The sequence below is a fragment of the Candidatus Gorgyraea atricola genome, assembly GCA_030765235.1.
Lineage (GTDB): Bacteria > Omnitrophota > Gorgyraeia > Gorgyraeales > Gorgyraeaceae > Gorgyraea > Gorgyraea atricola.
In genome coordinates this window covers 103,502-125,591 of record JAVCCW010000018.1, presented here as the reverse complement: position 1 = coordinate 125,591, position 22,090 = coordinate 103,502, and the positions used below count along the sequence as shown (strand labels likewise).

General features: G+C 43.3%; 24 protein-coding genes. All 24 read left to right on the top strand.

Going from position 1 to position 22,090, the window contains the following annotated elements; translation table 11 throughout:
* Nucleotides 1-13: 13 nt before the first annotated feature.
* The 24 genes from mfd to P9L93_03750 all read left to right on the top strand — a co-directional run bounded on the left by mfd (nt 14) and on the right by P9L93_03750 (nt 22,058).
* Nucleotides 14-1,912, top strand: coding sequence for a transcription-repair coupling factor (mfd, locus tag P9L93_03865; protein ID MDP8230221.1), 1,899 nt, complete (start codon nt 14-16; stop codon nt 1,910-1,912).
* Nucleotide 1,913: 1 nt separating this feature from the next.
* Complete coding sequence (locus P9L93_03860; GenBank protein ID MDP8230220.1) at nt 1,914-2,864, top strand: peptidylprolyl isomerase; 951 nt, start codon at nt 1,914-1,916, stop codon at nt 2,862-2,864.
* The gene (pdxA, locus tag P9L93_03855; protein MDP8230219.1) at nt 2,861-3,712 is read left to right on the top strand and encodes a 4-hydroxythreonine-4-phosphate dehydrogenase PdxA; all 852 of its coding nucleotides are present in this window, start codon (nt 2,861-2,863) and stop codon (nt 3,710-3,712) included. The genes P9L93_03860 and pdxA overlap by 4 nt, the downstream gene beginning before the upstream one ends.
* A complete protein-coding gene (gene rsmA, locus P9L93_03850; GenBank protein MDP8230218.1) occupies nt 3,669-4,487 on the top strand; it encodes a 16S rRNA (adenine(1518)-N(6)/adenine(1519)-N(6))-dimethyltransferase RsmA in 819 nt (272 codons plus the stop codon). The genes pdxA and rsmA overlap by 44 nt, the downstream gene beginning before the upstream one ends.
* A 13-nt stretch (nt 4,488-4,500) precedes the next feature.
* Nucleotides 4,501-4,845 carry a DUF4870 domain-containing protein gene (locus P9L93_03845; GenBank protein ID MDP8230217.1) on the top strand — a complete coding sequence of 115 codons (345 nt, stop codon included), beginning with the start codon at nt 4,501-4,503 and terminating at the stop codon, nt 4,843-4,845.
* Between the two features lie 8 nt (nt 4,846-4,853).
* On the top strand, nt 4,854-5,144 hold the full coding sequence (gatC, locus tag P9L93_03840) for an Asp-tRNA(Asn)/Glu-tRNA(Gln) amidotransferase subunit GatC (GenBank protein ID MDP8230216.1): 291 nt from the start codon (nt 4,854-4,856) through the stop codon (nt 5,142-5,144).
* On the top strand, nt 5,144-6,598 hold the full coding sequence (gatA, locus tag P9L93_03835) for an Asp-tRNA(Asn)/Glu-tRNA(Gln) amidotransferase subunit GatA (GenBank protein ID MDP8230215.1): 1,455 nt from the start codon (nt 5,144-5,146) through the stop codon (nt 6,596-6,598). The genes gatC and gatA overlap by 1 nt, the downstream gene beginning before the upstream one ends.
* Before the next feature lie 6 nt (nt 6,599-6,604).
* Nucleotides 6,605-8,029 carry an Asp-tRNA(Asn)/Glu-tRNA(Gln) amidotransferase subunit GatB gene (gene gatB / locus P9L93_03830; GenBank protein MDP8230214.1) on the top strand — a complete coding sequence of 475 codons (1,425 nt, stop codon included), beginning with the start codon at nt 6,605-6,607 and terminating at the stop codon, nt 8,027-8,029.
* A gap of 52 nt (nt 8,030-8,081) precedes the next feature.
* Entirely contained in the window at nt 8,082-9,338 is a 1,257-nt protein-coding gene (locus tag P9L93_03825; protein MDP8230213.1) for a S41 family peptidase, read from the top strand.
* A 1-nt stretch (nt 9,339) separates the two neighbouring features.
* On the top strand, nt 9,340-10,326 hold the full coding sequence (gene tsaD, locus P9L93_03820; GenBank protein MDP8230212.1) for a tRNA (adenosine(37)-N6)-threonylcarbamoyltransferase complex transferase subunit TsaD: 987 nt from the start codon (nt 9,340-9,342) through the stop codon (nt 10,324-10,326).
* Nucleotides 10,323-10,739: an MgtC/SapB family protein gene (locus tag P9L93_03815; protein MDP8230211.1), complete on the top strand. Its 417-nt coding sequence runs from the start codon at nt 10,323-10,325 to the stop codon at nt 10,737-10,739. Before tsaD ends, P9L93_03815 begins: the two co-directional genes overlap by 4 nt.
* Before the next feature lie 19 nt (nt 10,740-10,758).
* Complete coding sequence (locus tag P9L93_03810; protein ID MDP8230210.1) at nt 10,759-11,277, top strand: polymer-forming cytoskeletal protein; 519 nt, start codon at nt 10,759-10,761, stop codon at nt 11,275-11,277.
* 14 nt (nt 11,278-11,291) lie between these two features.
* Nucleotides 11,292-11,585 (top strand): helix-turn-helix domain-containing protein, encoded by a 294-nt coding sequence (locus P9L93_03805; protein ID MDP8230209.1) that lies wholly within the window; start codon nt 11,292-11,294, stop codon nt 11,583-11,585.
* Nucleotides 11,582-12,253, top strand: coding sequence for a nickel pincer cofactor biosynthesis protein LarB (larB, locus tag P9L93_03800; protein MDP8230208.1), 672 nt, complete (start codon nt 11,582-11,584; stop codon nt 12,251-12,253). The genes P9L93_03805 and larB overlap by 4 nt, the downstream gene beginning before the upstream one ends.
* On the top strand, nt 12,250-13,920 hold the full coding sequence (locus tag P9L93_03795) for an ATPase, T2SS/T4P/T4SS family (GenBank protein MDP8230207.1): 1,671 nt from the start codon (nt 12,250-12,252) through the stop codon (nt 13,918-13,920). The genes larB and P9L93_03795 overlap by 4 nt, the downstream gene beginning before the upstream one ends.
* Nucleotides 13,913-15,436, top strand: a complete 1,524-nt coding sequence (gene gspE, locus P9L93_03790) for a type II secretion system ATPase GspE (protein MDP8230206.1) — start codon at nt 13,913-13,915, stop codon at nt 15,434-15,436. Before P9L93_03795 ends, gspE begins: the two co-directional genes overlap by 8 nt.
* Nucleotides 15,437-15,561: 125 nt before the next feature.
* Nucleotides 15,562-15,996 carry a type II secretion system major pseudopilin GspG gene (gene gspG, locus P9L93_03785; protein ID MDP8230205.1) on the top strand — a complete coding sequence of 145 codons (435 nt, stop codon included), beginning with the start codon at nt 15,562-15,564 and terminating at the stop codon, nt 15,994-15,996.
* Nucleotides 15,962-16,459 (top strand): prepilin-type N-terminal cleavage/methylation domain-containing protein, encoded by a 498-nt coding sequence (locus tag P9L93_03780; GenBank protein ID MDP8230204.1) that lies wholly within the window; start codon nt 15,962-15,964, stop codon nt 16,457-16,459. Before gspG ends, P9L93_03780 begins: the two co-directional genes overlap by 35 nt.
* Before the next feature lie 6 nt (nt 16,460-16,465).
* Complete coding sequence (locus tag P9L93_03775) at nt 16,466-17,218, top strand: glycosyltransferase (GenBank protein MDP8230203.1); 753 nt, start codon at nt 16,466-16,468, stop codon at nt 17,216-17,218.
* Between the two features lie 149 nt (nt 17,219-17,367).
* Entirely contained in the window at nt 17,368-19,197 is a 1,830-nt protein-coding gene (locus tag P9L93_03770; GenBank protein MDP8230202.1) for a hypothetical protein, read from the top strand.
* Nucleotides 19,198-19,207: 10 nt separating this feature from the next.
* On the top strand, nt 19,208-19,597 hold the full coding sequence (locus P9L93_03765) for a PilZ domain-containing protein (protein MDP8230201.1): 390 nt from the start codon (nt 19,208-19,210) through the stop codon (nt 19,595-19,597).
* 68 nt (nt 19,598-19,665) lie between these two features.
* Nucleotides 19,666-20,037 (top strand): response regulator, encoded by a 372-nt coding sequence (locus tag P9L93_03760; protein ID MDP8230200.1) that lies wholly within the window; start codon nt 19,666-19,668, stop codon nt 20,035-20,037.
* Between the two features lie 17 nt (nt 20,038-20,054).
* Nucleotides 20,055-20,423 (top strand): response regulator, encoded by a 369-nt coding sequence (locus P9L93_03755; protein ID MDP8230199.1) that lies wholly within the window; start codon nt 20,055-20,057, stop codon nt 20,421-20,423.
* A 174-nt stretch (nt 20,424-20,597) separates the two neighbouring features.
* Nucleotides 20,598-22,058: a two-component regulator propeller domain-containing protein gene (locus P9L93_03750; GenBank protein MDP8230198.1), complete on the top strand. Its 1,461-nt coding sequence runs from the start codon at nt 20,598-20,600 to the stop codon at nt 22,056-22,058.
* Nucleotides 22,059-22,090 lie beyond the last annotated feature (32 nt).

Here is a 22,090-nt window from a genome sequence, read left to right as displayed (position 1 = left end):
TTCCGCGATTTATATGTTTGAATCTATAAAGATCTACAAAGGTGAAGATGTAAATTACAATACTCTCGCTAAAGAGCTGTCTGAGTATGGCTACGAGAGATGCCAGGGGATCTCTGAGCCTGGTGACTATAGCATGCGCGGCAGCATAATAGATATATTTCCGCCTACCTTTGAAGGCCCAGTAAGGATCGAGCTCTCAGGAAATAAAGTTTCTTCAATAAAGAGTTTCAGCATTACTTCAAGCGAAACACTTGAAGAGCATGCCATGGTTATTATCCTGCCGAAGCTGGGGCTGTATCCAAAGAGGAGAAAATTAAAAGAGATCGAGCTTGGCGAAAAAAGGCCGCTGGAGTCATTTATAGATATACAGCTGAATGATTATGTTGTTCATGTCGATCATGGCGTAGGCCGGTTCAGGGGATTTGAAAAGATAGATTTTAACGGCGCGGAAAAGGATCACATTGTAATAGAGTATGCTGATAGTGATAAGCTCTACGTGCCAATAGAAGAGATGAATCTGATACAGAAGTACGTGGCATTTGAAAAAAGGCCGCCAAAATTGCACAGGCTCGGCTCAAAGGCATGGCAAAACGCGAAAGAGAAGGTCAAAAAGGGAATATATTCAATGGCATTTGAGCTTATTGAACTGAGCGCAATGCGTCTTAAGCTGCGTGGATTCAAGTTTTCAGAAGACACAGAATGGCAGGGCGAATTTAAGAAAAGATTTCCTTTTAAAGAAACACCTGACCAGGCGCGCTCGTGGCAGGAAGTAAAAAAAGATATGGAATCCTCCAAGCCAATGGACAGGCTCCTGTGTGGTGATGTAGGCTATGGCAAGACCGAGGTTGCGCTGCGGGCTGCATTTAAGGCAGTCATGGATAATAAACAGGTCGCCATACTTGTACCAACGACCTTGCTTGCTGAACAGCATTTGATCACATTTAAAGACAGGATGAAAGATTTTCCTATAAAGGTGGAGATCGTCTGTCGATTCAGGACGCAGGGCGAGATCGCCAAGATCATCAAGGAAGCTGAAAAAGGCCTCGTCGATGTGATAATAGGTACGCATGCTATTTTAAGAAAGAATCTGAAATTCAAGGACCTGGGCCTGGTCGTTATAGACGAGGAACAGCGCTTTGGCGTAAGAGACAAAGAGAGACTTAAGAGGATGCGTTCGCTTGTGGATATCCTGACATTGACAGCTACTCCAATACCGCGCACACTTTACATGTCTCTTATGGGCGTGAAAGACATGTCCATTATAGAGACGCCGCCCAAAGACAGGCTGCCTGTCGAGGTCATTGTGTCAGAATATGACAGCGCCTTAGTGAAGCAGGCTATCTTAAGGGAGAAAAAGCGTAGGGGCCAGGTATTTTTTATACACAATAGAGTCGAGACAATAGACAAAGTAGCTGTGAATCTCTCTAAGCTTGTCCCTAGCGTGAAAATGGCTATTGCGCATGGCCAGATGCACTCAAGAGAACTGGAAAAGGTGATGAGGGATTTTATGAAAGGAACTATTGACGTTCTCGTCTGTACCATTATAATAGAGTCTGGTATAGATATACCGAATGCCAATACATTGATAGTGAATCGAGCGGATCGATTCGGACTCGCAGACTTATATCAATTAAAAGGTCGCGTGGGCAGGTTTAAGAACAAGGCATACGCGTATTTTCTAGTGCCAAAGGGCCGCGTTATAAGCAGTGAATCAGAAAAGCGCTTAAGGGCCCTGGAGCGTTACAGAGAATTGGGCTCTGGCTTTAAGATCGCGATGGAGGATCTGGAGATAAGGGGCGCGGGCAATGTGCTTGGCTCGCAGCAACACGGATATATCTCAACAGTTGGGTTTGACCTGTATTGCAGGATGCTTAGAGAAATAGTGGGCCAGGTTAAGGCAGAAAAGGACTGATATGCAAAATTTGAAAGGCTTTATTATTTTATTGTTAGTTATTATGTACTCTTTTAGCGCCCAGGCTCAGGTAGTAAACAAGGTCGTTGCTGTTGTGAATGACGAAGTGGTGACTCGACAGGATGTAGACCAGCTTTTGGCAGTCATGTACGCTCAGCATGTGCAGGCATATACGGGTGACGAATTGCTGCAAAAGATGGAGGAGTTAAAAAAGGATATTCTTAGGCGGATAATAGAGGACAAACTCATTTTAAGCCGCGCAAGGGAACTAAGGATAAATGTTACAGAAGGAGATATTCTTGATAAGCTCGAGTCCATTAAGAGCGCTTTCCCTTCCGAAGAAGAATTTTTCAATACGCTTAATACCCAGGGCATTACTGTCGCGAATTTAAAAGGGAGATATAGAGATCAAATATTGATGAGAAAGGTTGTTAACCTGGAGGTACGTTCAAGGGTCAGCGTGGTTCCATCAGAGATATCCGAGTATTATGAAAAACATAGGGAGGATTTTAAACAGGACGAGAAGTACAAGGTCAGGCATATTCTTATAAAGGCAAGTGATGATGTAGAGTTTGAGCTGGCAAAGGTAGAGATAACAGATATCTATGATAGGCTTGAGGCAGGTCAGGACTTCGGGGCTTTGGCACGACAGCATTCACAAGGACCCAATAAGGAGCGCGGCGGGGATATGGGATACATCGCTCGCAACGAGATGCTGCAGGATCTGGATGCGGCAATTTTTTCATTAAAGTCTGGCGAATTCTCCAGCCCCATAAAGACGCAAATAGGTTATCATATTGTAAAAGTCGAAGATATAAAATATTCCGGTTATTTGAGCCTCGACGATACAAAGAAAGACATCAAAGATATGCTCTTCACGAAAAAACTCCAGGAGAAATTAAGCGACTGGCTGACTGAGCTAAGGACGTCCGCGTATATCTCTATAAAGTGAAAAAGCCGAGGATTCTACTTACAACAGGTGATCCCAGGGGCATAGGTCCTGAGGTTACGAGAAAGGCATTAAGGGATCCGCATATTAAAGGTATGGCGGATTTTTTTGTTATAGAGCCACGCGATAAGACAGGTTTTGACGCCATAAAAAAGGCAGTCGCGATCCTTAAGCGAGGCGGCGCAGAGGGTCTAGTAACAGCGCCTGTAAATAAATCCGCGATAAATAGATCAGGAATTGCTTTTAAAGGCCATACAGAATATCTTGCCAAAAGCACGCGTACTAAAAAATTTGCAATGATGTTTTGCGGCGGATCTTTAAAAGTCACGCTCGTCACGCGTCACGAGCCCATAAAGAATATCCCTAGGATCCTTACCAAAGAAAAAATAATAGACGCGATAATTCTGACCGAAAAGACCCTTAAAGCGTATTTTAGAATAAAAAATCCAAAGATAGGGGTTTGTGGTTTAAATCCGCATGCGGGAGAAGAGGGGATGATAGGGGTAGAAGAGAAAAGGGTAATAGCGCCTGCTATTAAAAAGCTAAAATCCAAGATCCCGAATATCAGCGGTCCTTTGCCAGCTGATACAGCATTTCATATGGCGTATAATAAAGGCCTGGACGCGATCATAGCCATGTATCATGATCAGGGATTAGCCCCATTTAAGATGGTCGCGTTTCATAATGGCGTGAACGTGACCCTGGGACTTCCTTTTGTGCGCACTTCACCTGACCATGGCACTGCATATGGTATAGCAGGTAAGGGCATTGCAAACCCAACCTCCATGAAAGAGGCGATAAAACTAAATGTTAAGCTTACGCGAAGTAAAATGCGCTCTCCACGAGTATAATATCAGGCCCAGCAAGCGGTTTGGCCAGAATTTTCTCATAGATAAGAATATACAGAGAAAGATCATTGCCTCAGCGCATATAGAAAAGAAAGATACAGTGCTTGAAATAGGCCCTGGCTTGGGCGCGCTTACCTCAGGGCTTTGCGAAGCGGCAAGTAAGGTCATAGCTGTAGAAAAAGACAAGAGGCTGCACGAGTTTCTTTCGCGGAACAGTTCCTTTGAAAATCTAGAATTAATACAAGGCGATGCGCTCCAGCATGATTTTAGTAAATATTCAAAGATCAGGGTCCTGGGAAATCTACCATATTATATATCAAGCCCCATCCTGATATATCTTTTAAAGAATAGAAGCTTTATGAGTTCGATATTTATCACGGTCCAGCGCGAGTTTGCGGAAAGACTGGTGGCTAAACCAGGTACCAGGGACTATGGTTCGATATCGTGCTTTACGCAATTCTACGCAGAACCTGAAATTTTATTTAAAATTAAAAAAACTGCGTTTTATCCCATGCCCAAAGTGGATTCCTGTTTTTTAAAAGTAGTTATAAGAAATCAAGGTCTTTGCTTGACTGACGAGGAAAAACTGTTTAAAATAATAAGGAGCTCGTTTGAAAAAAGAAGAAAGACTGTATTGAATTCGCTGGCTGCAAGCGGGGAATTTGGCTCTAAACAGGAACTCTCGGAGAAATTATCCGAGGCCGGCATATCCCCAAACAGAAGGCCAGAAACGATATCATTGGATGAATTTGTGAAATTGGTGGCAGTCACCAAATAGAAGGGGGTTAGGTATGGTTGAAGAGAAGAAGAATTTAGGCGAGACATCCATGGGAATGCAGCCGAATTTGGCAGCGCTTCTATGCTATCTGTTGGGATGGATAACAGGACTTATTTTTTTCCTTGTAGAGAAAAAGAACAAGTTTGTAAGGTTTCACGCGATGCAGTCCATAGTGGTATTTGGAGGACTGGCTGTAATAAACATCGTGCTTCTTGTTGTGCCTGTAATAGGCGCATTAATCGGCCTGCTTTTATCTTTATTGGCCCTTGTTCTATGGATCCTTTTAATGATAAAGGCTTATCAGGGTGAGATGTTCAAGCTCCCCATAGCCGGCGACATAGCAGAAAAGAACTCATAATTTAGAATATGACCATAAATAGAGAATCTGTCAAATATGTGGCGGAGCTTAGCCGTATTAGTTTGTCTGAGAAGGAGCTGGAGCATTTTACAGGCCAGCTTGACAACATATTGGAGTATGTTCATAAGCTGAAGGCGTTGGATGTTGCTAAGCTTGAGCCTACGAGCCATGTGCTGGAGATGAAGAATGTGTATAGGGAGGATAAGGTAAAACCGTCGCTGCCTGTAGACGAAGTCATGAAGAATGCGCCAGCTAAAGAGAATAATCTTTTCAAGGTCAAGAAGATAATAGAGGCATGATGGAGCTAAATAAACTTACTGCGCATGAGTTAATTAAATTATTAAATAAAGGCGACATATCGCATATAGATATATGTAATAGTCTTATAGATGTCGTACAAAAGAATAAAAAGCTTAATGCAGTAGTTAATTTTGATAAAGAGAAGGTGCTTGAAAGGGCAAAGACGCATAAGGGTTTGCCGATTTTCATCAAAGACAATATCTGTGTAAAGGATGAGCTCACTACGTGCTCTTCGAATATATTAAAAGGATTTAAACCCCCCTATGATGCTACAGTAATCGAGAAATTGCTTCAGTCAGATGCTGTGCTCATGGGCAAGACCAATATGGACGAGTTTGCATTTGGCTCTTCTACAGAGACGTCCTGCTATGGCACTACAAGGAATCCGTGGGATATGGAGCGCATTCCTGGCGGCTCTAGCGGTGGTTCTGCGGCAGCTGTTGCAGCAGATAGCGCGATATGGGCGCTGGGCTCAGATACAGGCGGATCGATCAGACAGCCTGCTGCGCTTTGCGGAGTGGTAGGTCTAAAACCAACATACGGACGAGTTTCGCGATACGGGCTTATAGCATTTGGTTCTTCGCTTGATCAGATAGGGCCATTGACAAAGGATGTAGAGGACGCAGCGCTTCTTTTAAAGATCATATCAGGTCATGACCCTATGGATTCAACATCTGTAGATACGAGCGTGCCTGACTATCCATCATTGATAAAAAAAGATATTAAAGGCCTGAAGCTTGGCATTCCAAAAGAATATTTTATTAAGGGCATAGACCCTGAGGTGAAGAAGTCCATGCAGGATGCAATAAAGAAACTTGAGTCGCTGGGCGCGATCTGCGAGGACATAAGCCTGCCGCACACAGAATACGCAGTGGCTGTGTATTATGTGGTGGCAACAGCTGAGGCAAGTTCAAACCTAGCGCGATTCGACGGCGTGCAGTACGGCCTGAGAGCAAGTCAGGCAAAGTCAGTCATTGACATGCACAAGAAGACTCGGGCGCAAGGTTTTGGCGATGAGGCAAAGCGCAGAATTATCTTAGGTACATTTGCGCTATCCAGCGGTTATTACGATGCATATTATTTACGGGCGCTAAAGGTCAGGACATTGATAAAGAAAGATTTTGAGGACGCGTTCAAGAAATACGATGCCATAGTCACTCCGACTACACCAACACCCGCGTTTAAGATAGGCGAAAAAACAGCAGATCCGCTAACGATGTATCTCTCAGATATATTTACGATCTCCGCGAATTTAGCTGGCATCCCTGGCATATCGATTCCATGCGGATTCACAAAGAATAAGTTGCCCATAGGACTCCAAATACTCGGCAAGGCATTTGACGAAGAGATGATTTTAAGAATAGCGCATAATTACGAGCAAGTTACAAAAAAGCCGAGGCTGGACCTCGGCAAAAATAAAAAGCCGAGGTCCAGCCTCGGCTTTTTTGGATAAAAGGATATGATGTACGAAACAGTAATCGGCTTAGAAGTCCACTTACAGCTAAAGACAAAGAGCAAGGTCTTTTGTGGGTGCTCGACAGAGTTTGGCGCTGCGCCCAATACTCAGACCTGTCCCGTGTGTCTGGGGTTTCCAGGTTCTCTGCCTGTTTTGAATAGAGACGCGCTAAAGCTTGGTGCAAAGGTAGCCATAGCGCTTAATTGCCAGATCGCCAAAGAGATACGATTTGATAGGAAAAATTATTTTTACCCAGACCTGCCAAAGGCATACCAGATCTCCCAATTCAGCCAGCCCCTGTCAGCGCATGGCTATCTTCCGATCATGGCGGATGGCAAAGAAAAACGCATTGGCATAACAAGGGTGCATCTGGAAGAGGATACAGGCAAGCTTTTTCATCAGAAAGACTACAGTCTCGTAGATTTTAATCGCTCTGGCACACCGCTTTTAGAGATCGTAAGCGAACCCGACATAAATTCTCCGGAAGAGGCCTACACCTATCTCACAGTCCTTAAATCAATCCTTGAGTATGTAGACGTGTCTGATTGCAATATGGAAGAAGGGAGTTTACGCTGCGATGCCAATATCTCTTTGAGAAAGCCAGGCGCCAAAGAGCTTGGCGTAAAGACAGAGATAAAGAACATGAATTCGTTCAAGGGGGTCAAGGCTGCGCTGGAATACGAGCGCGACAGACAAAAAGAGCTTTTGGAAAGCGGCCAAAGAATCGTGCAAGAAACAAGGCTCTATGATTCAGCAAGAGATGTTACGGAATCCATGCGCTCAAAAGAAGAGGCGCATGATTATAGATATTTTCCAGAGCCAGACCTTGTGCCGTTTGATTTTGAAGAAAAACTACTTGCGGGCATAAGAAAGGATATACCAGAGCTTCCAGAACCGAGAAAGAAAAGGCTTGTCTCAGATTATAAGCTCTCTGAGTACGATGCATCTGTCATGGTCAGCGAAAAAGCAATCGCAGATTATTTTGAGGAATGCGTCAAGATATACAAGAAGCCAAAGATAGTGGCTAACTGGCTCATGGGAGATGTCTCTGCGTACATGAAGGAAAGGAATCTGACAATTGGCAAGTTAAGCTTGAAAGTCGAGCATCTTACGGGTATGCTTAAGATGATAGATAGCGGCGCGATTACAGGAAAAGTCGCAAAGACGCTATTAATAGATATGATCGAAAGCGCTAAAGACCCTGCCGCGCTAGTAAAAGAAAAAGGCCTGGAGCAGATCTCTGACCAGGGCGCGATAGAAAAGGCAATAGATGAGGTCATCGCTGAAAACGCAAAGATAGTCAATGACTTTAAAAGCGGCAAAGAGAATGCTATTATGGCCTTGGTTGGCAAGGTCATGGCAAAGACAAAGGGCAAGGCGGATCCAAAGAAGGTAAACGAGATTCTAAGAAACAAGTTAATTACCTAAAGTAGACAAATCAGTCACTGACTGTTTTGTCTACTTTAGCGAAAGGAGAGATATGAGGAGAAGGATAGCTGTAGGGATGATGGTGATAGGTTTTTTGGCAGTGGCTTTGTTTTATAGTATTAGTTTTGCTGAAAAAGAAGAAACTTCAGATAATCTCTACAAGGAACTAGAGCTTTTCTCAGATGCAATGAGCCTCATACGCTCGGATTATGTTGAAGAGGCAAAGTCAAAAGATCTTATATACGGCGCGATGAAGGGTATGCTCGCGTCACTTGATCCATACAGTCAGTTCATGGATCCTGACATGTATCAGGAGATGAAGATAGAGACTGAGGGCGAGTTCGGAGGCATAGGTATAGTGATCACCATAAAAGACAATCTCCTTACAATAATATCGCCAATAGATGGCACACCTGCTCATGAAGTAGGCCTTCAGGCTGGCGATAAGATCGTAAAGATAGAAGACGAGATTACAAGAGACCTAACGCTTATAGAGGCAGTCAAAAAGCTGCGTGGAAAACCAGGCACAGATGTGCGCGTGACTGTTCTGCGGGAAGAGGAAAGAAAGCTCCTGGATTTTACAATAACCCGCTCTATCATAAAAATAGAAAGTATCAAGAAGGTGGAGATCATAGAGGACGGCATTGGATATATAAGACTTATAGAATTTCAGGAAAATACCCACAAGGATCTGGAGATAGGCTTGAGGGATCTTGAAAAAGAGGGCATGAAGGGTTTTATCCTTGATCTCAGGAATAATCCCGGAGGCCTCCTTGATTCCGCAGTAAGTGTCTCAGAAAAGTTTCTGGAAGAAGGCAAGGTCGTTGTTTCAACAAAAGGTCGTGTTGAAAGTCAGAATTTTATATTCAAATCAAAAGGCAGGAAAAAGCACCTTGATTATCCAATGGTTATTCTGGTAAATAGCGGAAGCGCGTCCGCTTCTGAGATAGTAGCAGGAGCTATTCAGGATTATAAGAGGGGTCTTATCATGGGCACAAAGAGCTTTGGCAAGGGATCTGTCCAGACAGTAGTGCCTCTCTCAGATGGTTCAGCAGTGCGACTCACGACCAGCAAGTATTTTACGCCTAATGGCCGTTCGATCCATGGCGAGGGTATAATGCCGGACATAGAAGTGGAATACAAGAAAAAGCCAAAGGTCGAGGAAAAAGAAGAAGATACCCTTGCTGTATTTGATGAACTGCAAGAGAAGAAAGAGGATGAAGAAAAAAAGGAAAAGATAGAATACGATAATCAGATCATGAGCGCTGTAGATGTGCTGAAGGGCATCATCATATACAGCGAGAAATAGTATGTTGATTTTAGGCATCGAGACTTCCTGTGACGAGACAGCCGCGAGTGTAGTAGAAAATGGCATAAAGATTTTATCCAATGTAGTTTCGTCGAGCTTGAAACAGCATAAGAGGTTCGGCGGTGTAGTGCCTGAGATCGCAACAAGGCATCACGTAGAGAATATAGACAAGGTAGTAAATCGCTCTTTGAATAATGCTGGCCTGAAGATAAATGATGTGGATGCTGTGGCTGTGACACAAGGGCCTGGGCTCGTGGGAGCGCTTCTATGTGGAATTTCATGCGCAAAGGCATTGTCTTATGCATTAGGTGTAGAGTTTATTGCTGTGGATCATCTTAAGGCTCACATCTATTCTGCATTGATGTGCAAGGATGCGCCGAGGTTTCCTTTTATCGGGCTTATCATATCTGGCGGGCACACGAGGCTTTGTCTTGTGGAGGGCTTTGACAGTTTTACAACGCTCGGTGACACTTTAGATGATGCAATTGGCGAGGCATATGATAAGGTGGCGAAGATTCTAGGATTAGGATATCCAGGTGGACCTATAATAGACAGGCTCGCGAAAAAAGGCGATGCAAAAGCCATAAAGTTTACATGTAGGCCAATTAAAGGCGGCCTTGATTTTAGCTTTAGTGGAATTAAGACTGCAGTTTTGTATTATGTTAAGGGACAAGGGACCCCATACGAAAATCAAAGATTTCGTACGGGGCAGGCAAGAGACAAGGGACAAGAAGAGGATATAGCTGCTAGTTTTCAGGAAGCAGCGCTTAAGGTTATTGTTAATAATACTATCAAGGCGCTCGAGAAACATAACTTAAAAACACTTGTCATCGGCGGAGGAGTAAGCGCTAATTCTCGATTTAGGGAGATGATTGCGAGAGAGGCGATGTTTAGAAGCCTTAAGGTCTTTTTTCCGCCGCTACAATTATGCTCAGATAATGCTGCAATGGTAGCAGGCCTGGCATACAGGTTAGGAGGGCGTGTATGATTACAGATATGCAGGTGATTGTGAGATTGGGGTTGGCTGCGCTGTTGGGTGGTTTAGTCGGTATCGAGAGGGAGAAGCACAATAAAAAAATTGCCGGGTTCAGGACGCATATACTTGTTTGCGTTGGGTCTGCACTTGTCATGTTGACCTCTTTGTATATAGCCATGACGTATGGCAGTGTTGGTACTGCAGATCCGGCAAGGATAGCTGCTGGGGTGCTGACAGGCATTGGATTTTTAGGCGCAGGCACGATTATACGTTCGGGCGCATCTGTTATGGGCCTTACAACAGCAGCGAGTTTATGGACTGTTGCAGGTATAGGCCTGGCAGTTGGCTGCGGTTTTTATGTAGCAGGATATGTAACAACCGCTATTGCCCTGGCCGCACTTTATGTATTGAGAAAGGTTGTGTAAAAAAGAAAGGAGGCAGGATATGGGTAGAAAAGACAAGAATGAAGAGAAGATACTGGATGTAGATGCCAGTATGCAGGGGTCTTTGGCGTTCAAGGATCCTGTAAATCTGAGGATCAATGGAGACTTTGAAGGGAAGCTGGATACAAAAGGTATTCTTACTATAGGGGACAATGCCTCTGTTCGCGCGGACATAAATGGCGAAGAAGTGGTGGTGGCTGGAAAGATCACAGGTAATATCGCTTCTACAAAAGAATTAAGGGTGCTTTCGACTGCGCATATTGTGGGAGACTTGACAACACCTGTTTTGGCTGTTGAGCCAGGCGCTGTTATACAGGGAAAGTGCCGCATGCTCAATCAGTCTAGCCAAAGAAGCAGGGTCTTTAGCGTGAATGAGCTGGCAAAGTACCTTGAGGTAGAGGCCTCAAATATAATGGACTGGGCAAATTCAGGAAAGATACCCGCGTTTAAAGACGGTAAAGAGTGGAGGTTTGACAGGCTAAGAGTGGATGAGTGGATAGCAAAGGAAAAAGCTAGATAGCAGGCAAAAAAATTATGATGAAGAAATTTTTGACACTAGAAGAAGCGGCAGACTATCTAGGTCTGCCTGCTACTGAATTACAGAAACTATCTGAAAGAAGCAAGGTGCCTACCTATAAGATAGGCGGGATTTACACTAGATTCAGAGTCGATGACCTTAATCTTTATCGTCGCAGGTCTCCAAGAAGACGTGAACTAAGAGAACCTCGCACCTTCCTCGATGGCATAAAAGACTTTTTTTATTTCAATGATTTTTATATCTATTCAGCCGCAGCAATAGTAGTCATTTTATATTTTATTTTTAAATGAGCTCAAAAAAAGATCTTCCTTATAAAAATTTAGGATTTGCCAGGATCGATCATCACAGGCTGCTTCGCAAGGGGTTTGGCGAGGTCGTCTATTGTGAAGGCAAGAAGCCGCAGCATGTGAAAAAAATCCTCAACGATATTTTAAAAAGAAATCCGCATATCCTTTTTACGCGAGCTGATGAAAAATTATACGATTATCTAAAGATAGACTGTCCCAGTTTAAAATATGATGCCGCGTCCAGGATAATTTATTTGAAAAAGAAAAAGTTAAAGAGCAAAAAAACAGTTTTGATCCTGACAGCAGGTACGGCAGATATACCTGTTGCTGAAGAGGCAAGGCTTACGCTGGAGGTAATGGGCAACAAAGTAAAGACGATATACGATGTGGGAGTAGCTGGCATACACCGGTTACTTGACAAGGTAAAAGAACTCTCCAAGGCAAATGTCGTTATTGTTGTCGCGGGCATGGAAGGCGCGCTTGCCAGCGTGGTGGGAGGACTTACAGATAAGCCTGTCATAGCAGTACCCACGAGTGTCGGCTATGGCTCCAGCTTTAAAGGCGTTGCGCCGCTTTTGACCATGATGAACTGTTGTTCGCCCGGAGTAACTGTCGTAAACATCGACAACGGCTTTGGCGCAGGCTATTTCGCGAGCATGATAAACAAATGATACGAAAACAGGATGCGGTAAAAGAGGTTTTGATAGGTATCGGGCTTTTGGATGAGGCAAAGATACAGAAGGCCCTTGAAGAACAGGCAAAGACTGGCCAGAGACTGAGTAGCATTCTGGTCAAGCTGGGCTATGTGTCGAATCAAGAGGTAGGCAAGACCCTTATTCCGCAGATAGGCATATTACCTATAGTGATAAAGTCCGAGAATATCGACGATAAGCTTAAGGATCGCCTGCCAGTAAATCTTGGTCCGTCCCATCGACTGATTCCTCTAAGAGAAGAGAATAATAATCTTGTTCTTGGAACAGATGACCCCCTGAATTTTTTAGCCCAGAAAAACTTGGAAAAGATGACTGGCGCGAGTGTTGAGTTTGAGCTTGTCCAGACCAAGGATCTGGATAAAGTGCTAAAGGCCCTGGGACCTGCATCCAAACAAGCCTCAGGCATTGATTTTGCAAAGGCCTCAGAAGGCATAAAGGCTGTAAAGGGCAGCACTGAAGACGCGCCAATAATAAAACTGGTAAATCTTATTATCCAGGAGGCGGTAAAACAGAGGGCGAGCGATATACACATTGAGCCATTGGAGCATAAATTTCGTGTGCGCTACAGAATAGACGGGGTCTTGTATGAGGTGCCAGGTCCTTCGCAGCGATTGCAGGGTTCTATCATAAGTAGGCTCAAGATCATGGCGGGCATGGATATTGCGGAAAAACGCCTGCCCCAGGATGGCAGGATAAAAATAGGCATTGATAAAAAGGAATTGGATCTCAGGGTATCGAGCTTACCTGGCATACATGGAGAGAGCGTTGTCATGAGGATCCTTGATAAATCAAGTTTTCTAGTCGGGCTTGAGGACCTGGGATTTATGCCGGATCAGCGAAAGGCATTTGAGAGATTGATAAACCTGCCGAATGGTATGCTGCTTGTGACTGGCCCTACAGGCAGCGGAAAAACAACCACGCTTTATGCAACACTCAGTCATGTGAATCAGAAAGAACGCAAGGTCATCACCATAGAAGATCCTGTAGAGTATCAGCTGGACGGCATAAACCAGGTGCAGGTCCATCCTCAGATAGGCCTTACATTTGCTGGCGGTCTCAGGTCGATGCTGAGACAGGCGCCTGACATTATAATGGTCGGAGAAATAAGAGACACGGAAACAGCTCAGATAGCAGTGCAGTCTGCTCTTACAGGGCATTTGATATTCAGCACACTACACACAAATGATGCGGCAGGCGCTATTACGAGAATGGTTGATATGGGCATTAAACCATATCTGACGTCTTCAACAGTGCAGGGCGTGCTGGCCCAGAGATTAGTAAGGTCCATATGCCCGTCGTGCAGGATTGGCTACAAGCCCTCTGATGAAGAATCCAAATTACTTGGTTTAAAGCCGCCAGGCCCAGACGAAAAGGTCGAACTCTATAAAGGTAAAGGGTGTTCTGCCTGCAGTGATACAGGTTTTAAAGGAAGGATAGGTATATTTGAGCTCTTGACAATGACTGACGCGATACGCGAGATGGTATTGAATAATGCCTCCAGCACTCAGATTGCCCAAAAGGCAAGAGAGGCAGGCATGCGGGGCTTAAAGGACGATGGCCTGGAAAAGGTAAGGCGAGGCTATACAACGATCCAGGAAGTGCTAAGGGTGACACAGGATGTCTGAAAAATCGCAATATAATTTATCTAATATAGACAGGGCCGCTATCAATAAGATATCAGCCTCCACTGCGAAGTTTTACAATATTGTGCCGCTAAAGATCGAGAAAGGCGCTATTATTATAGCTGTTTCTGATCCGTCAAACATGAAAATGGCGGATGACCTGCGCTTTGTAATAGGATTAAACATCAAGATGGTCGCCGCGGATGAATCTGAGATAAAAAAGGCAGTTGAGCGCTATTATGGCGAGGAAGAAGAGTCGCTCGGCGAGATCATTGATGAAGCGAAAAAGACATCTGCTAAAGTCACGAGCAAGGCAGCAGCTGATGCAGATAAGCTTAAGGAGATCGCGTCGCAGGCGCCAGTCGTGAAATTATTAAATATGGTGCTCCTTCGCGCAATAAGGGAGAAGGCATCAGATATACACTTTGAGCCGTTTGAAAAAGAATATAAAATACGCTACAGGATAGACGGTGTGTGTTATGATGCCGCGCATCCGCCAAAAGACCTTAGCCTTGCCATAAGCTCCAGGATAAAGGTCATGGCAAACCTGGATGTTGCAGAGAATAGACTTCCGCAGGACGGCAGGATCATGATGGAGATAGGCACTAAGTCTGTGGATCTGAGGGTCTCGACATTGCCGACTCTTTATGGCGAGAGCATTGTCCTGAGGGTATTGGATAAAAGTGTTGTGAGCCTGTCGCTTGACCAGCTCGGCATGAATGACGACGTTAAATCTAAGCTCAGAAAGGCAATAGACAGGCCCAATGGCATAATACTTACTACTGGTCCAACAGGTAGCGGAAAGACAACAACACTGTACTCGTGTTTACGGGAGATAAATAAGATCGAATCCAAGATAATTACTGCTGAGGACCCTGTTGAATATGACATAGAGGGTATTATACAAATAGCAATAAATACCAAGATAGACCTTACATTCGCAAAGACATTGCGCCATATGCTGAGGCAGGACCCTGATATCTTAATGGTGGGAGAGATCCGCGATTCTGAAACAGCAGAAATAGCGATTCAGTCCGCGCTCACAGGCCACCTGGTCTTTAGTACCCTGCATACCAATGACGCGCCAGGCGCTATCACAAGGCTAATGGACATGGGCGTGGAGCCATTTCTTATAACATCTACTGTGAGGGTAGTTATTGCGCAGAGGCTATTGAGACTGCTTTGCCGGAAATGCAAAAAGCCATACGAGCCCCAGAAGAATGAGATCTCTGAACTAAGCCTTTCAGCGGACGAGCTAAAAGGTGTAAAATTTTATAAAGGCAAGGGTTGTTCAGAATGCAATGGTTCAGGATATAAGGGCCGCGTAGGGATATACGAATTGTTTATAATGGAGGAAAAAATAAGAGACCTCATTGTAAAACGCGCGAGTTCCTCAGAGATCAGAATCGCTGCGCAACAACTCGGCATGAAGACATTGCGTCAGGACGGTATAGCAAAGATCATTGCTGGGGAGACTGGCGTGGAAGAGGTCTTGCGCGAGACGAAGGAGTATGTATAATCGCGGAACCCCGCGGAAGCTCAACTTTACTTGGCAAGGCTGGACCTCGGCTTTTTTAAAAAAGCCGAGGTCCAGCCTTGCCAAGTAAAGTTGAGACGCGGAAATACGCTGAAGAAAGGTGAGTTATGAAAAATAAAGGCTTTACCTTGATCGAACTCTTAGTTGTGATAGCAATCATCACCATTCTTGCTGGTATGGTAGTTAGTGGTGCGCAGCAGGCTAGGAAGCGTGGCGCCATGACTAAGGCAAAGGCGCAGATCGCCACGATGGAGACAGCCATAAGCATGTATGAGACAGACATGGGCGAATATCCTGAATCTGGCAACGTGAATTTGGTCGCAGCTTTAACAGAAGACCCAGAAGATCTTGACTGGAGCGGCCCGTATATGAAGATCAAAGACAAAGAGCGGGACGAAGAAGGCGCATATCTCGATGCATGGGGCAATCCCTATGTTTATACGAACCCTGGCGTGAACAATGAATATTCATACGACATTTATTCCCTGGGCCCAAATGGAAAAGGCGATGGAACAGAAAAAGACGACATTACGAATTGGTAAAATTGGTTTCACGTTAGTGGAGATGCTTGTTGTATTGGCTATTATTGCGATGCTTCTTGGGATTTCTTTGCCGTTTACGTCTGGATTTGGCAAGGGTTTGCGCATAAAAACTTCTGCAAGGGCTATCATGGGTACATTGCGCGTTGCAAGAAGCAATGCTATTACACACAGGGAAGAAAATACAGTTGTGTTTGATATAGAAGAGGGAGAATACTGGATAGAGGATTCTACTGGAGCTATTTTTGAAAAGAAAAGAAGACTTTCGCGTTCTATAGAATTCAAAGTCCCAGAGACTGAAGAAGGCGAGAAGGACGACCCTATAACCTTTGAAGAGGACAAAGTCACTTTTTTTTCAACAGGCGCAATAAAAGGCATAAGCGGCTCCATCACCATTGCTGACAAGCGCGGCGAATCCAGAACCATCTCAATAATCGGAAGTACAGGCAAAATCACAATAGAATGACCAGACATGATAAGCGTCATTATCCCCACCTATAATCGCCCAACTCTTTTAAAAAAGGCCATAGATTCAGTCTCATCCCAGACATATAAAGATTTTGAGTTGATCGTTATCGAAGACACTGCTCAGAAAGGCCCTGCATGGGCGCGAAATAGAGGAATAGAAAAATCCACAAAACCTTTTATAGCATTTCTCGACTCAGATGACTGGTGGGACAAAGATAAGCTTGCCATACAAATCGACGCAATGCAGAAAAGCCCCCAGCGTCTCATTTCACACACGCAAGAGATATGGTATAAAAATGGCAAACTTCTTAACCAGAAGAAAAAACACAAAAAGCATTCTGGGTATATTTTTGATAAATGTCTGCCTTTATGTGTCGTAAGCATGTCCACAGTAATGGTGCGGCGTGAACTTTTTGATAGAGTGGGAGTCTTTAACGAAAACCTCCCATGCTGCGAAGACTATGATTTCTGGCTCCGCACAAGCGTAAACCACGAATTCCTGCTGATAGACAAGCCCCTGACCTTAAAAGACGGCGGCAGACCAGACCAATTATCGTCCATTTACGCCACAGGTATCGACAAATATCGTATACAATCAATTCGCAAACTACTAGATTCAAGTGCACTCACCCCAGGCCAGCGCAATCTCGTCGCAGCTGAGCTCCAGCGCAAATGCCAAATCTACGCTAAAGGCTGCCTCAAACACGGCAAAAAAGAAGAAGGTGAGCATTATCTTGGGCTAGTAGGCCAGGTTTAAACCTGGCCTACAGCTACAGCTTTTCTGTGTGTCACAAAAATGTAAAGTTAAGTTGAAAATGGCGCATCTATATGGTATAATTATCATTAGAATAGGTATAGGAGCAATATAGCCTTATAAAAAGGGGAGGCTAATTTTTTGGGTAGATTATGAGAAAGTTTGGAAAAGGATATAATGCAGGAATCGCAGTTATCTTAATGGCCACATTGTGCCTGTCTAATGGTTTAGTGTATGGGTCTGATGTGGGATATCTAAGGAAACCCTTAATTTCACAACAAGAGATAGAAAGAGTAGAAACTCTTGCACGCGCAGCGAATTCCGATGGGGATTTGATTCAATATGAAAGTTCGGATAACTATGTCGGGCTTAGTTTTTTTGATAAGAAAATACTTATCGATCGGAGATTGTATCAGCTATTTTACACGTATAGGATGTGCAGAACTAGTGGGTCTACTTTAGATTTTCATTTATGGTGGCGTAAGAATGAATACCTGGGGGAAGAGATTTATGGGTTTGCCAGCGACTTCAATAAAGAGATAGCCAGCTTGAGCGAAGAAGAAAAATGGTGGAAAACAACAGATGAACATGTATATCTTTCTCCTGAAAATGCGGTATTTCTTCACCCTCCTTATGTATTGCAACTGATCGATCTATTAAGAATGCTGGACGATAACAATGAGTCGATAGAAGATTTTGTCGAAGATCATCCAGCGGATGTCTTGGATTTAGGTAACGATAAGTTTTGGATACTTCAAGGTCAAAATAGGACATCCATTTGTTTTGCAAAAGGCAAACGCACAAAAGCAAAGATTGTAAGGATAAAATCAGATAGAAAGGAGTTTCTTGATTATTTAAAAAAAGAGGCTTTTAGCGTAGATCCTCGTCTTTTGCAAGAGAGATACATGGGGAGTTTAGCTGCAAATATCCTCAGTTGGATCGCTAAGCTTAAAAAGGGTTACTTGGATCACAGAATGGGAACTGATTTACTGCACATGGATATCAATAATATATCGAAAATTGCAAAATCGCCAGACCATGATTTTGTGACAAAAGATATTATAAACGGCAAAGAAGTTATCAAGATAGATTTTCCTACTGAGAACATTATTGAACTCTGTTATCTTCAAAATCTTGTTCCAAGCGGTTACCTTTTGGATGCTTTACCTCTTTTTTATAAAGTAATCAGTGATATATCAGAGAGAATTAAAGTGGGCCAGGACTTTTATTTTGCAGACACTATCTTTGTCAAGGAGTCTAGGAGGCGTTTATCAGACGATAAACTAAAGATTCTTTATCTGCAGCGCAAGAATGAAGTACTTGGTACTGTAGTCGATTCAAAAGACCACTTAGGTGTTAAAGATAGAATTAGAATAGACGAGTTTTTGATAGACATTATTGATATTTTTATTTCTCTTGCAGCAGTAGGATGGATTGAAGAAGTTGAATTCCCTGTCTTTAAGCGACTCCATAATCCTAAAGAATACCCAGAGTTTGATTCATTTGTTTCAGTTCAAGCAGACAAATGGGTCGCTGTTGCTAGAGAGCCCTATCCTGCGTCATATAATGGAGATAAAAAAGACTGGGAAAAAGTGCAATCCGTTGATTTAAAATCTTTACCCATAGGTACACTTGTATATATGAAAGATTCTGAGACTTGGGTTAGCCATATGGTTGAAATTGTAAAAGGAGGATTTATAAAACTATGGGTTAATCAGAACAACGGCTGCTTTGTTGGCCCTCCTAGATTGTTAAACATTGAAGGGGAGGAGAAGACTGTACTCAAGGTACATAAAAAGCTTGGATTTCCTTATTTTAGATGGGACAATAAAGATAATTTATTAGAGTTCGATCCAATTGAAAGTGGCGACGGAGGGATAACTGATTTTTCAGATTTTTATATTTTATACCCAAAAGAAGCAAAAACCCAAATAATAAGGACAGGACAAAAGATGTTTAGATTTTTGAAAAGCTTTATCTGAGGAGAGTGTTGTGACTTATAAACCCAGGAGATATCAGAGGTATTTGGTTGAGGGGAGTGTTACGCTAAAGATCAAATCTTGTAGTATAGCTGCGGATTTGAAGGATATAAGTTTTACTGGGATGCATGTGTGTGCAGATAAGGAGATAAAGCCAGGTAGTAAGGTTAAGTTTGAAATAGTGTCTAATTTAAGCAGCGTGACTATAGCTGGCGAAGGAGAGGTTAAGTACGCAAAGAAAAAAGCAACGCATGACGCAAAACTTTTTAAAATGGGTATAGAGTTCATTAATGTCAATGAAAGCGCTATTGAGCATCTTATAAATAGGATCCAGAAGGCTATAGCTACGGAAAAGAGGAAAAAGAAAGCCAAGGCAAAGCCTTTTATAAACTGGGATTGGTAATATTTACTTGAATTTCCTTAAAAGTATGATATTCTAGGCTATATTGGTATAGAAAGAGGAGTTTGATCATGGATAAAAAGAGAATATTACTGGTTGAGGACGAAAAAGACATATCGCGCATGACAAAGTCGCGCCTGGAAAGTGATGGCTATGAAGTTATGGTAGCTTATGATGGTCATATGGCCCTCCAGGAGGCACGCAGCAAAAAACCAGATCTAATAATATTAGATGTCATGATGCCAAAGATGGACGGTTATAAGGTCTGCCGTATGTTAAAATACGACTCCGAACATAAGGACATTCCTATAGTTATGCTTACAGCCCGAGCTTTGGATTCAGATAAAAAGACAGGCGAAGAAGTGGGTACAGACGCCTATATAGTAAAGCCATTTAAGTGGGACGTTCTTACGGACAAGATCTGTGAATTGCTTGGAAAATAAGATACGGAGGATATACAATGGTTAAATTATTAATAGTTGATGATGATCTCCCAACCAGTGATTACCTGCAAAACTTTTTTAGCAAGAGAGATTACGAAGTCTTTGTAGCCAATGAAGGGAAGAGTGCTTTAGCTATAGTAAAAGAAAAGCGGCCAAGCATAGTGCTCTTAGATATAAGAATGCCTGGGCCATCAGGGATAAAGGTTTTACAGCAGATAAAAGAAATCGATAAGAATATCAAGGTCATTATGATGACAGGCGTTGATGAAAAAGTAGTAATGGACCTAGCAAAAGAATCAGGAGCAGCTGATTACATCACCAAACCCTTCAGCCTAGAAAACCTAGAAAACAACGTCATCCCAAAAATTCTAAAGCAACTCCTTTAACTTTATACTTTTCTGTGTGTCACAAAAGTATAAAGTTAAGGGGTTGGTCTGTCTCTCAGGCATTATTTTGTGACCCGTTTATGCTTGCCTTTTATCCTTCCGCAAGACTATACTGAAAAAAAATGAAAGAATTTCGCCTTCTCATGTGTCTAATATACTAAAGGGAGGTGTTTTATGAAGCATGTTTTAATTTTACTGGCGGTAATTTTGTGCTGTTCCAGCGTATTCGCCGACCACGCATGGGACATAGTAACGGGAATAAGCGAGGCTGAGATGAAAGAGGTCGCGGTGGACCCTACCAAGGTGGGTGTTATTTATGCTTCGTCTGAGAAGAAGATGTACAGGAGCGAGAACAGCGGTGAGAGTTGGACCGTAGTATTTACCGCAAGAGAGGATGGGAATAGTATTAATTTCGTAGCGGTTTCAAGAAAGGCAGTGTTTGTGTGCACGGAAAGAGGCGCATTTAAAAGCATTGATGGAAAAAGCAAATGGAAGAAGGTGTTTAAAGGTGTAGGGGCAAAAGAGAATAATGTATCGCATGTGGCCTTTTCCCGGAATGGCGATATTTATCTTGGGACAAGAAGAGGTCTTTTTATTAGCAGTGATAATTGCGCAACTTGGAAAAAAGATCAGGATCTTAGCGTAAAGTGGGTCGCGTTTCTAGGTGATCATGATTTTCTCGCGGCAGAAACAGGTGTATATAAAGGAAGAGAGGGAAAATGGAAAAGGGTATTTGTGACTGCTGTAGAAGAGTCAGAATATGACAGCGATGAAGCAGATTATGCGGCGACTTCAACTAAACCAGTCAATAGCATCGCGATTGACAAGGGAAAAATTTATCTCGCGACCGACTCAGGGATATTTACAAGCAGCAATACAGGAGAAACATGGGGCGTGTTTCCATCCAGCGGATTATTATCCCAAAAGATAAAAAGACTTTTATTTAAAGACGATCTTTATGCGGCAACAGATAAAGGCATTTTTATTTTCAATAAAAAAGACCAGAGCTGGACAGCGCTATATAAAGGCATGTCAGCGAACAAGGCTTACTCTTTATCAATCGACAGCAATAAGAGGATCTGGGTCGCAACAGATAAGGGATTGCATAATACAAAAAAGCCGAGGCCCAGCCTCGGCTTTTTTGATGAAGGAGATGTGTTTGAAGATTTTGACTATGAGCCTACGATCAGGGAGATCCAGGAAGCAGCTATTGAATACGCAGAGGTGCATCCGGATAAAATAAAAAACTGGAGGCGAGGGGCAAGAATGAAGCCTTTATTGCCGGAAGTGTCAGTGGATTATGATAAGACTATAAATTATGACAGCGGAGCAGATAGGTATTACACAGGCCCGCACGACTGGGGTGTTTCTGCTAAATGGGACCTTGGCGAAATCATCTGGAATCCTAACCAGACTACAATAGACATAAGATCAAAGCTCATGGTGCAGCTAAGGGATGATGTACTTGACGAGATCACTAGGACATATTTTGAGCGTCGCAGGTTGCAGATAGAGCTTGAGCTTTCACCGCCAACTGACATAAAGAATAAAATGGAAAGCGCGCTTCGCGTAGAAGAACTCACTGCAGATCTGGACGCCATGACTGGAGGATATTTTTCCAAAAGTATAAAATAGCCCTTGACGTAACAAAGCCCATATGATACACT

Bases quoted from the DNA above. Each gene is read 5' to 3' on its own strand.
- mfd (MDP8230221.1), top strand. From the start codon at position 14: ATGTTTGAATCTATAAAGATCTACAAAGGTGAAGATGTAAATTACAAT.
- P9L93_03860 (MDP8230220.1), top strand. From the start codon at position 1,914: ATGCAAAATTTGAAAGGCTTTATTATTTTATTGTTAGTTATTATGTAC.
- rsmA (MDP8230218.1), top strand. From the start codon at position 3,669: ATGTTAAGCTTACGCGAAGTAAAATGCGCTCTCCACGAGTATAATATC.
- P9L93_03845 (MDP8230217.1), top strand. From the start codon at position 4,501: ATGGTTGAAGAGAAGAAGAATTTAGGCGAGACATCCATGGGAATGCAG.
- gatC (MDP8230216.1), top strand. From the start codon at position 4,854: ATGACCATAAATAGAGAATCTGTCAAATATGTGGCGGAGCTTAGCCGT.
- gatA (MDP8230215.1), top strand. From the start codon at position 5,144: ATGGAGCTAAATAAACTTACTGCGCATGAGTTAATTAAATTATTAAAT.
- gatB (MDP8230214.1), top strand. From the start codon at position 6,605: ATGATGTACGAAACAGTAATCGGCTTAGAAGTCCACTTACAGCTAAAG.
- P9L93_03825 (MDP8230213.1), top strand. From the start codon at position 8,082: ATGAGGAGAAGGATAGCTGTAGGGATGATGGTGATAGGTTTTTTGGCA.
- tsaD (MDP8230212.1), top strand. From the start codon at position 9,340: ATGTTGATTTTAGGCATCGAGACTTCCTGTGACGAGACAGCCGCGAGT.
- P9L93_03815 (MDP8230211.1), top strand. From the start codon at position 10,323: ATGATTACAGATATGCAGGTGATTGTGAGATTGGGGTTGGCTGCGCTG.
- P9L93_03810 (MDP8230210.1), top strand. From the start codon at position 10,759: ATGGGTAGAAAAGACAAGAATGAAGAGAAGATACTGGATGTAGATGCC.
- P9L93_03805 (MDP8230209.1), top strand. From the start codon at position 11,292: ATGATGAAGAAATTTTTGACACTAGAAGAAGCGGCAGACTATCTAGGT.
- larB (MDP8230208.1), top strand. From the start codon at position 11,582: ATGAGCTCAAAAAAAGATCTTCCTTATAAAAATTTAGGATTTGCCAGG.
- P9L93_03795 (MDP8230207.1), top strand. From the start codon at position 12,250: ATGATACGAAAACAGGATGCGGTAAAAGAGGTTTTGATAGGTATCGGG.
- gspE (MDP8230206.1), top strand. From the start codon at position 13,913: ATGTCTGAAAAATCGCAATATAATTTATCTAATATAGACAGGGCCGCT.
- gspG (MDP8230205.1), top strand. From the start codon at position 15,562: ATGAAAAATAAAGGCTTTACCTTGATCGAACTCTTAGTTGTGATAGCA.
- P9L93_03780 (MDP8230204.1), top strand. From the start codon at position 15,962: ATGGAACAGAAAAAGACGACATTACGAATTGGTAAAATTGGTTTCACG.
- P9L93_03775 (MDP8230203.1), top strand. From the start codon at position 16,466: ATGATAAGCGTCATTATCCCCACCTATAATCGCCCAACTCTTTTAAAA.
- P9L93_03770 (MDP8230202.1), top strand. From the start codon at position 17,368: ATGAGAAAGTTTGGAAAAGGATATAATGCAGGAATCGCAGTTATCTTA.
- P9L93_03760 (MDP8230200.1), top strand. From the start codon at position 19,666: ATGGATAAAAAGAGAATATTACTGGTTGAGGACGAAAAAGACATATCG.
- P9L93_03755 (MDP8230199.1), top strand. From the start codon at position 20,055: ATGGTTAAATTATTAATAGTTGATGATGATCTCCCAACCAGTGATTAC.
- P9L93_03750 (MDP8230198.1), top strand. From the start codon at position 20,598: ATGAAGCATGTTTTAATTTTACTGGCGGTAATTTTGTGCTGTTCCAGC.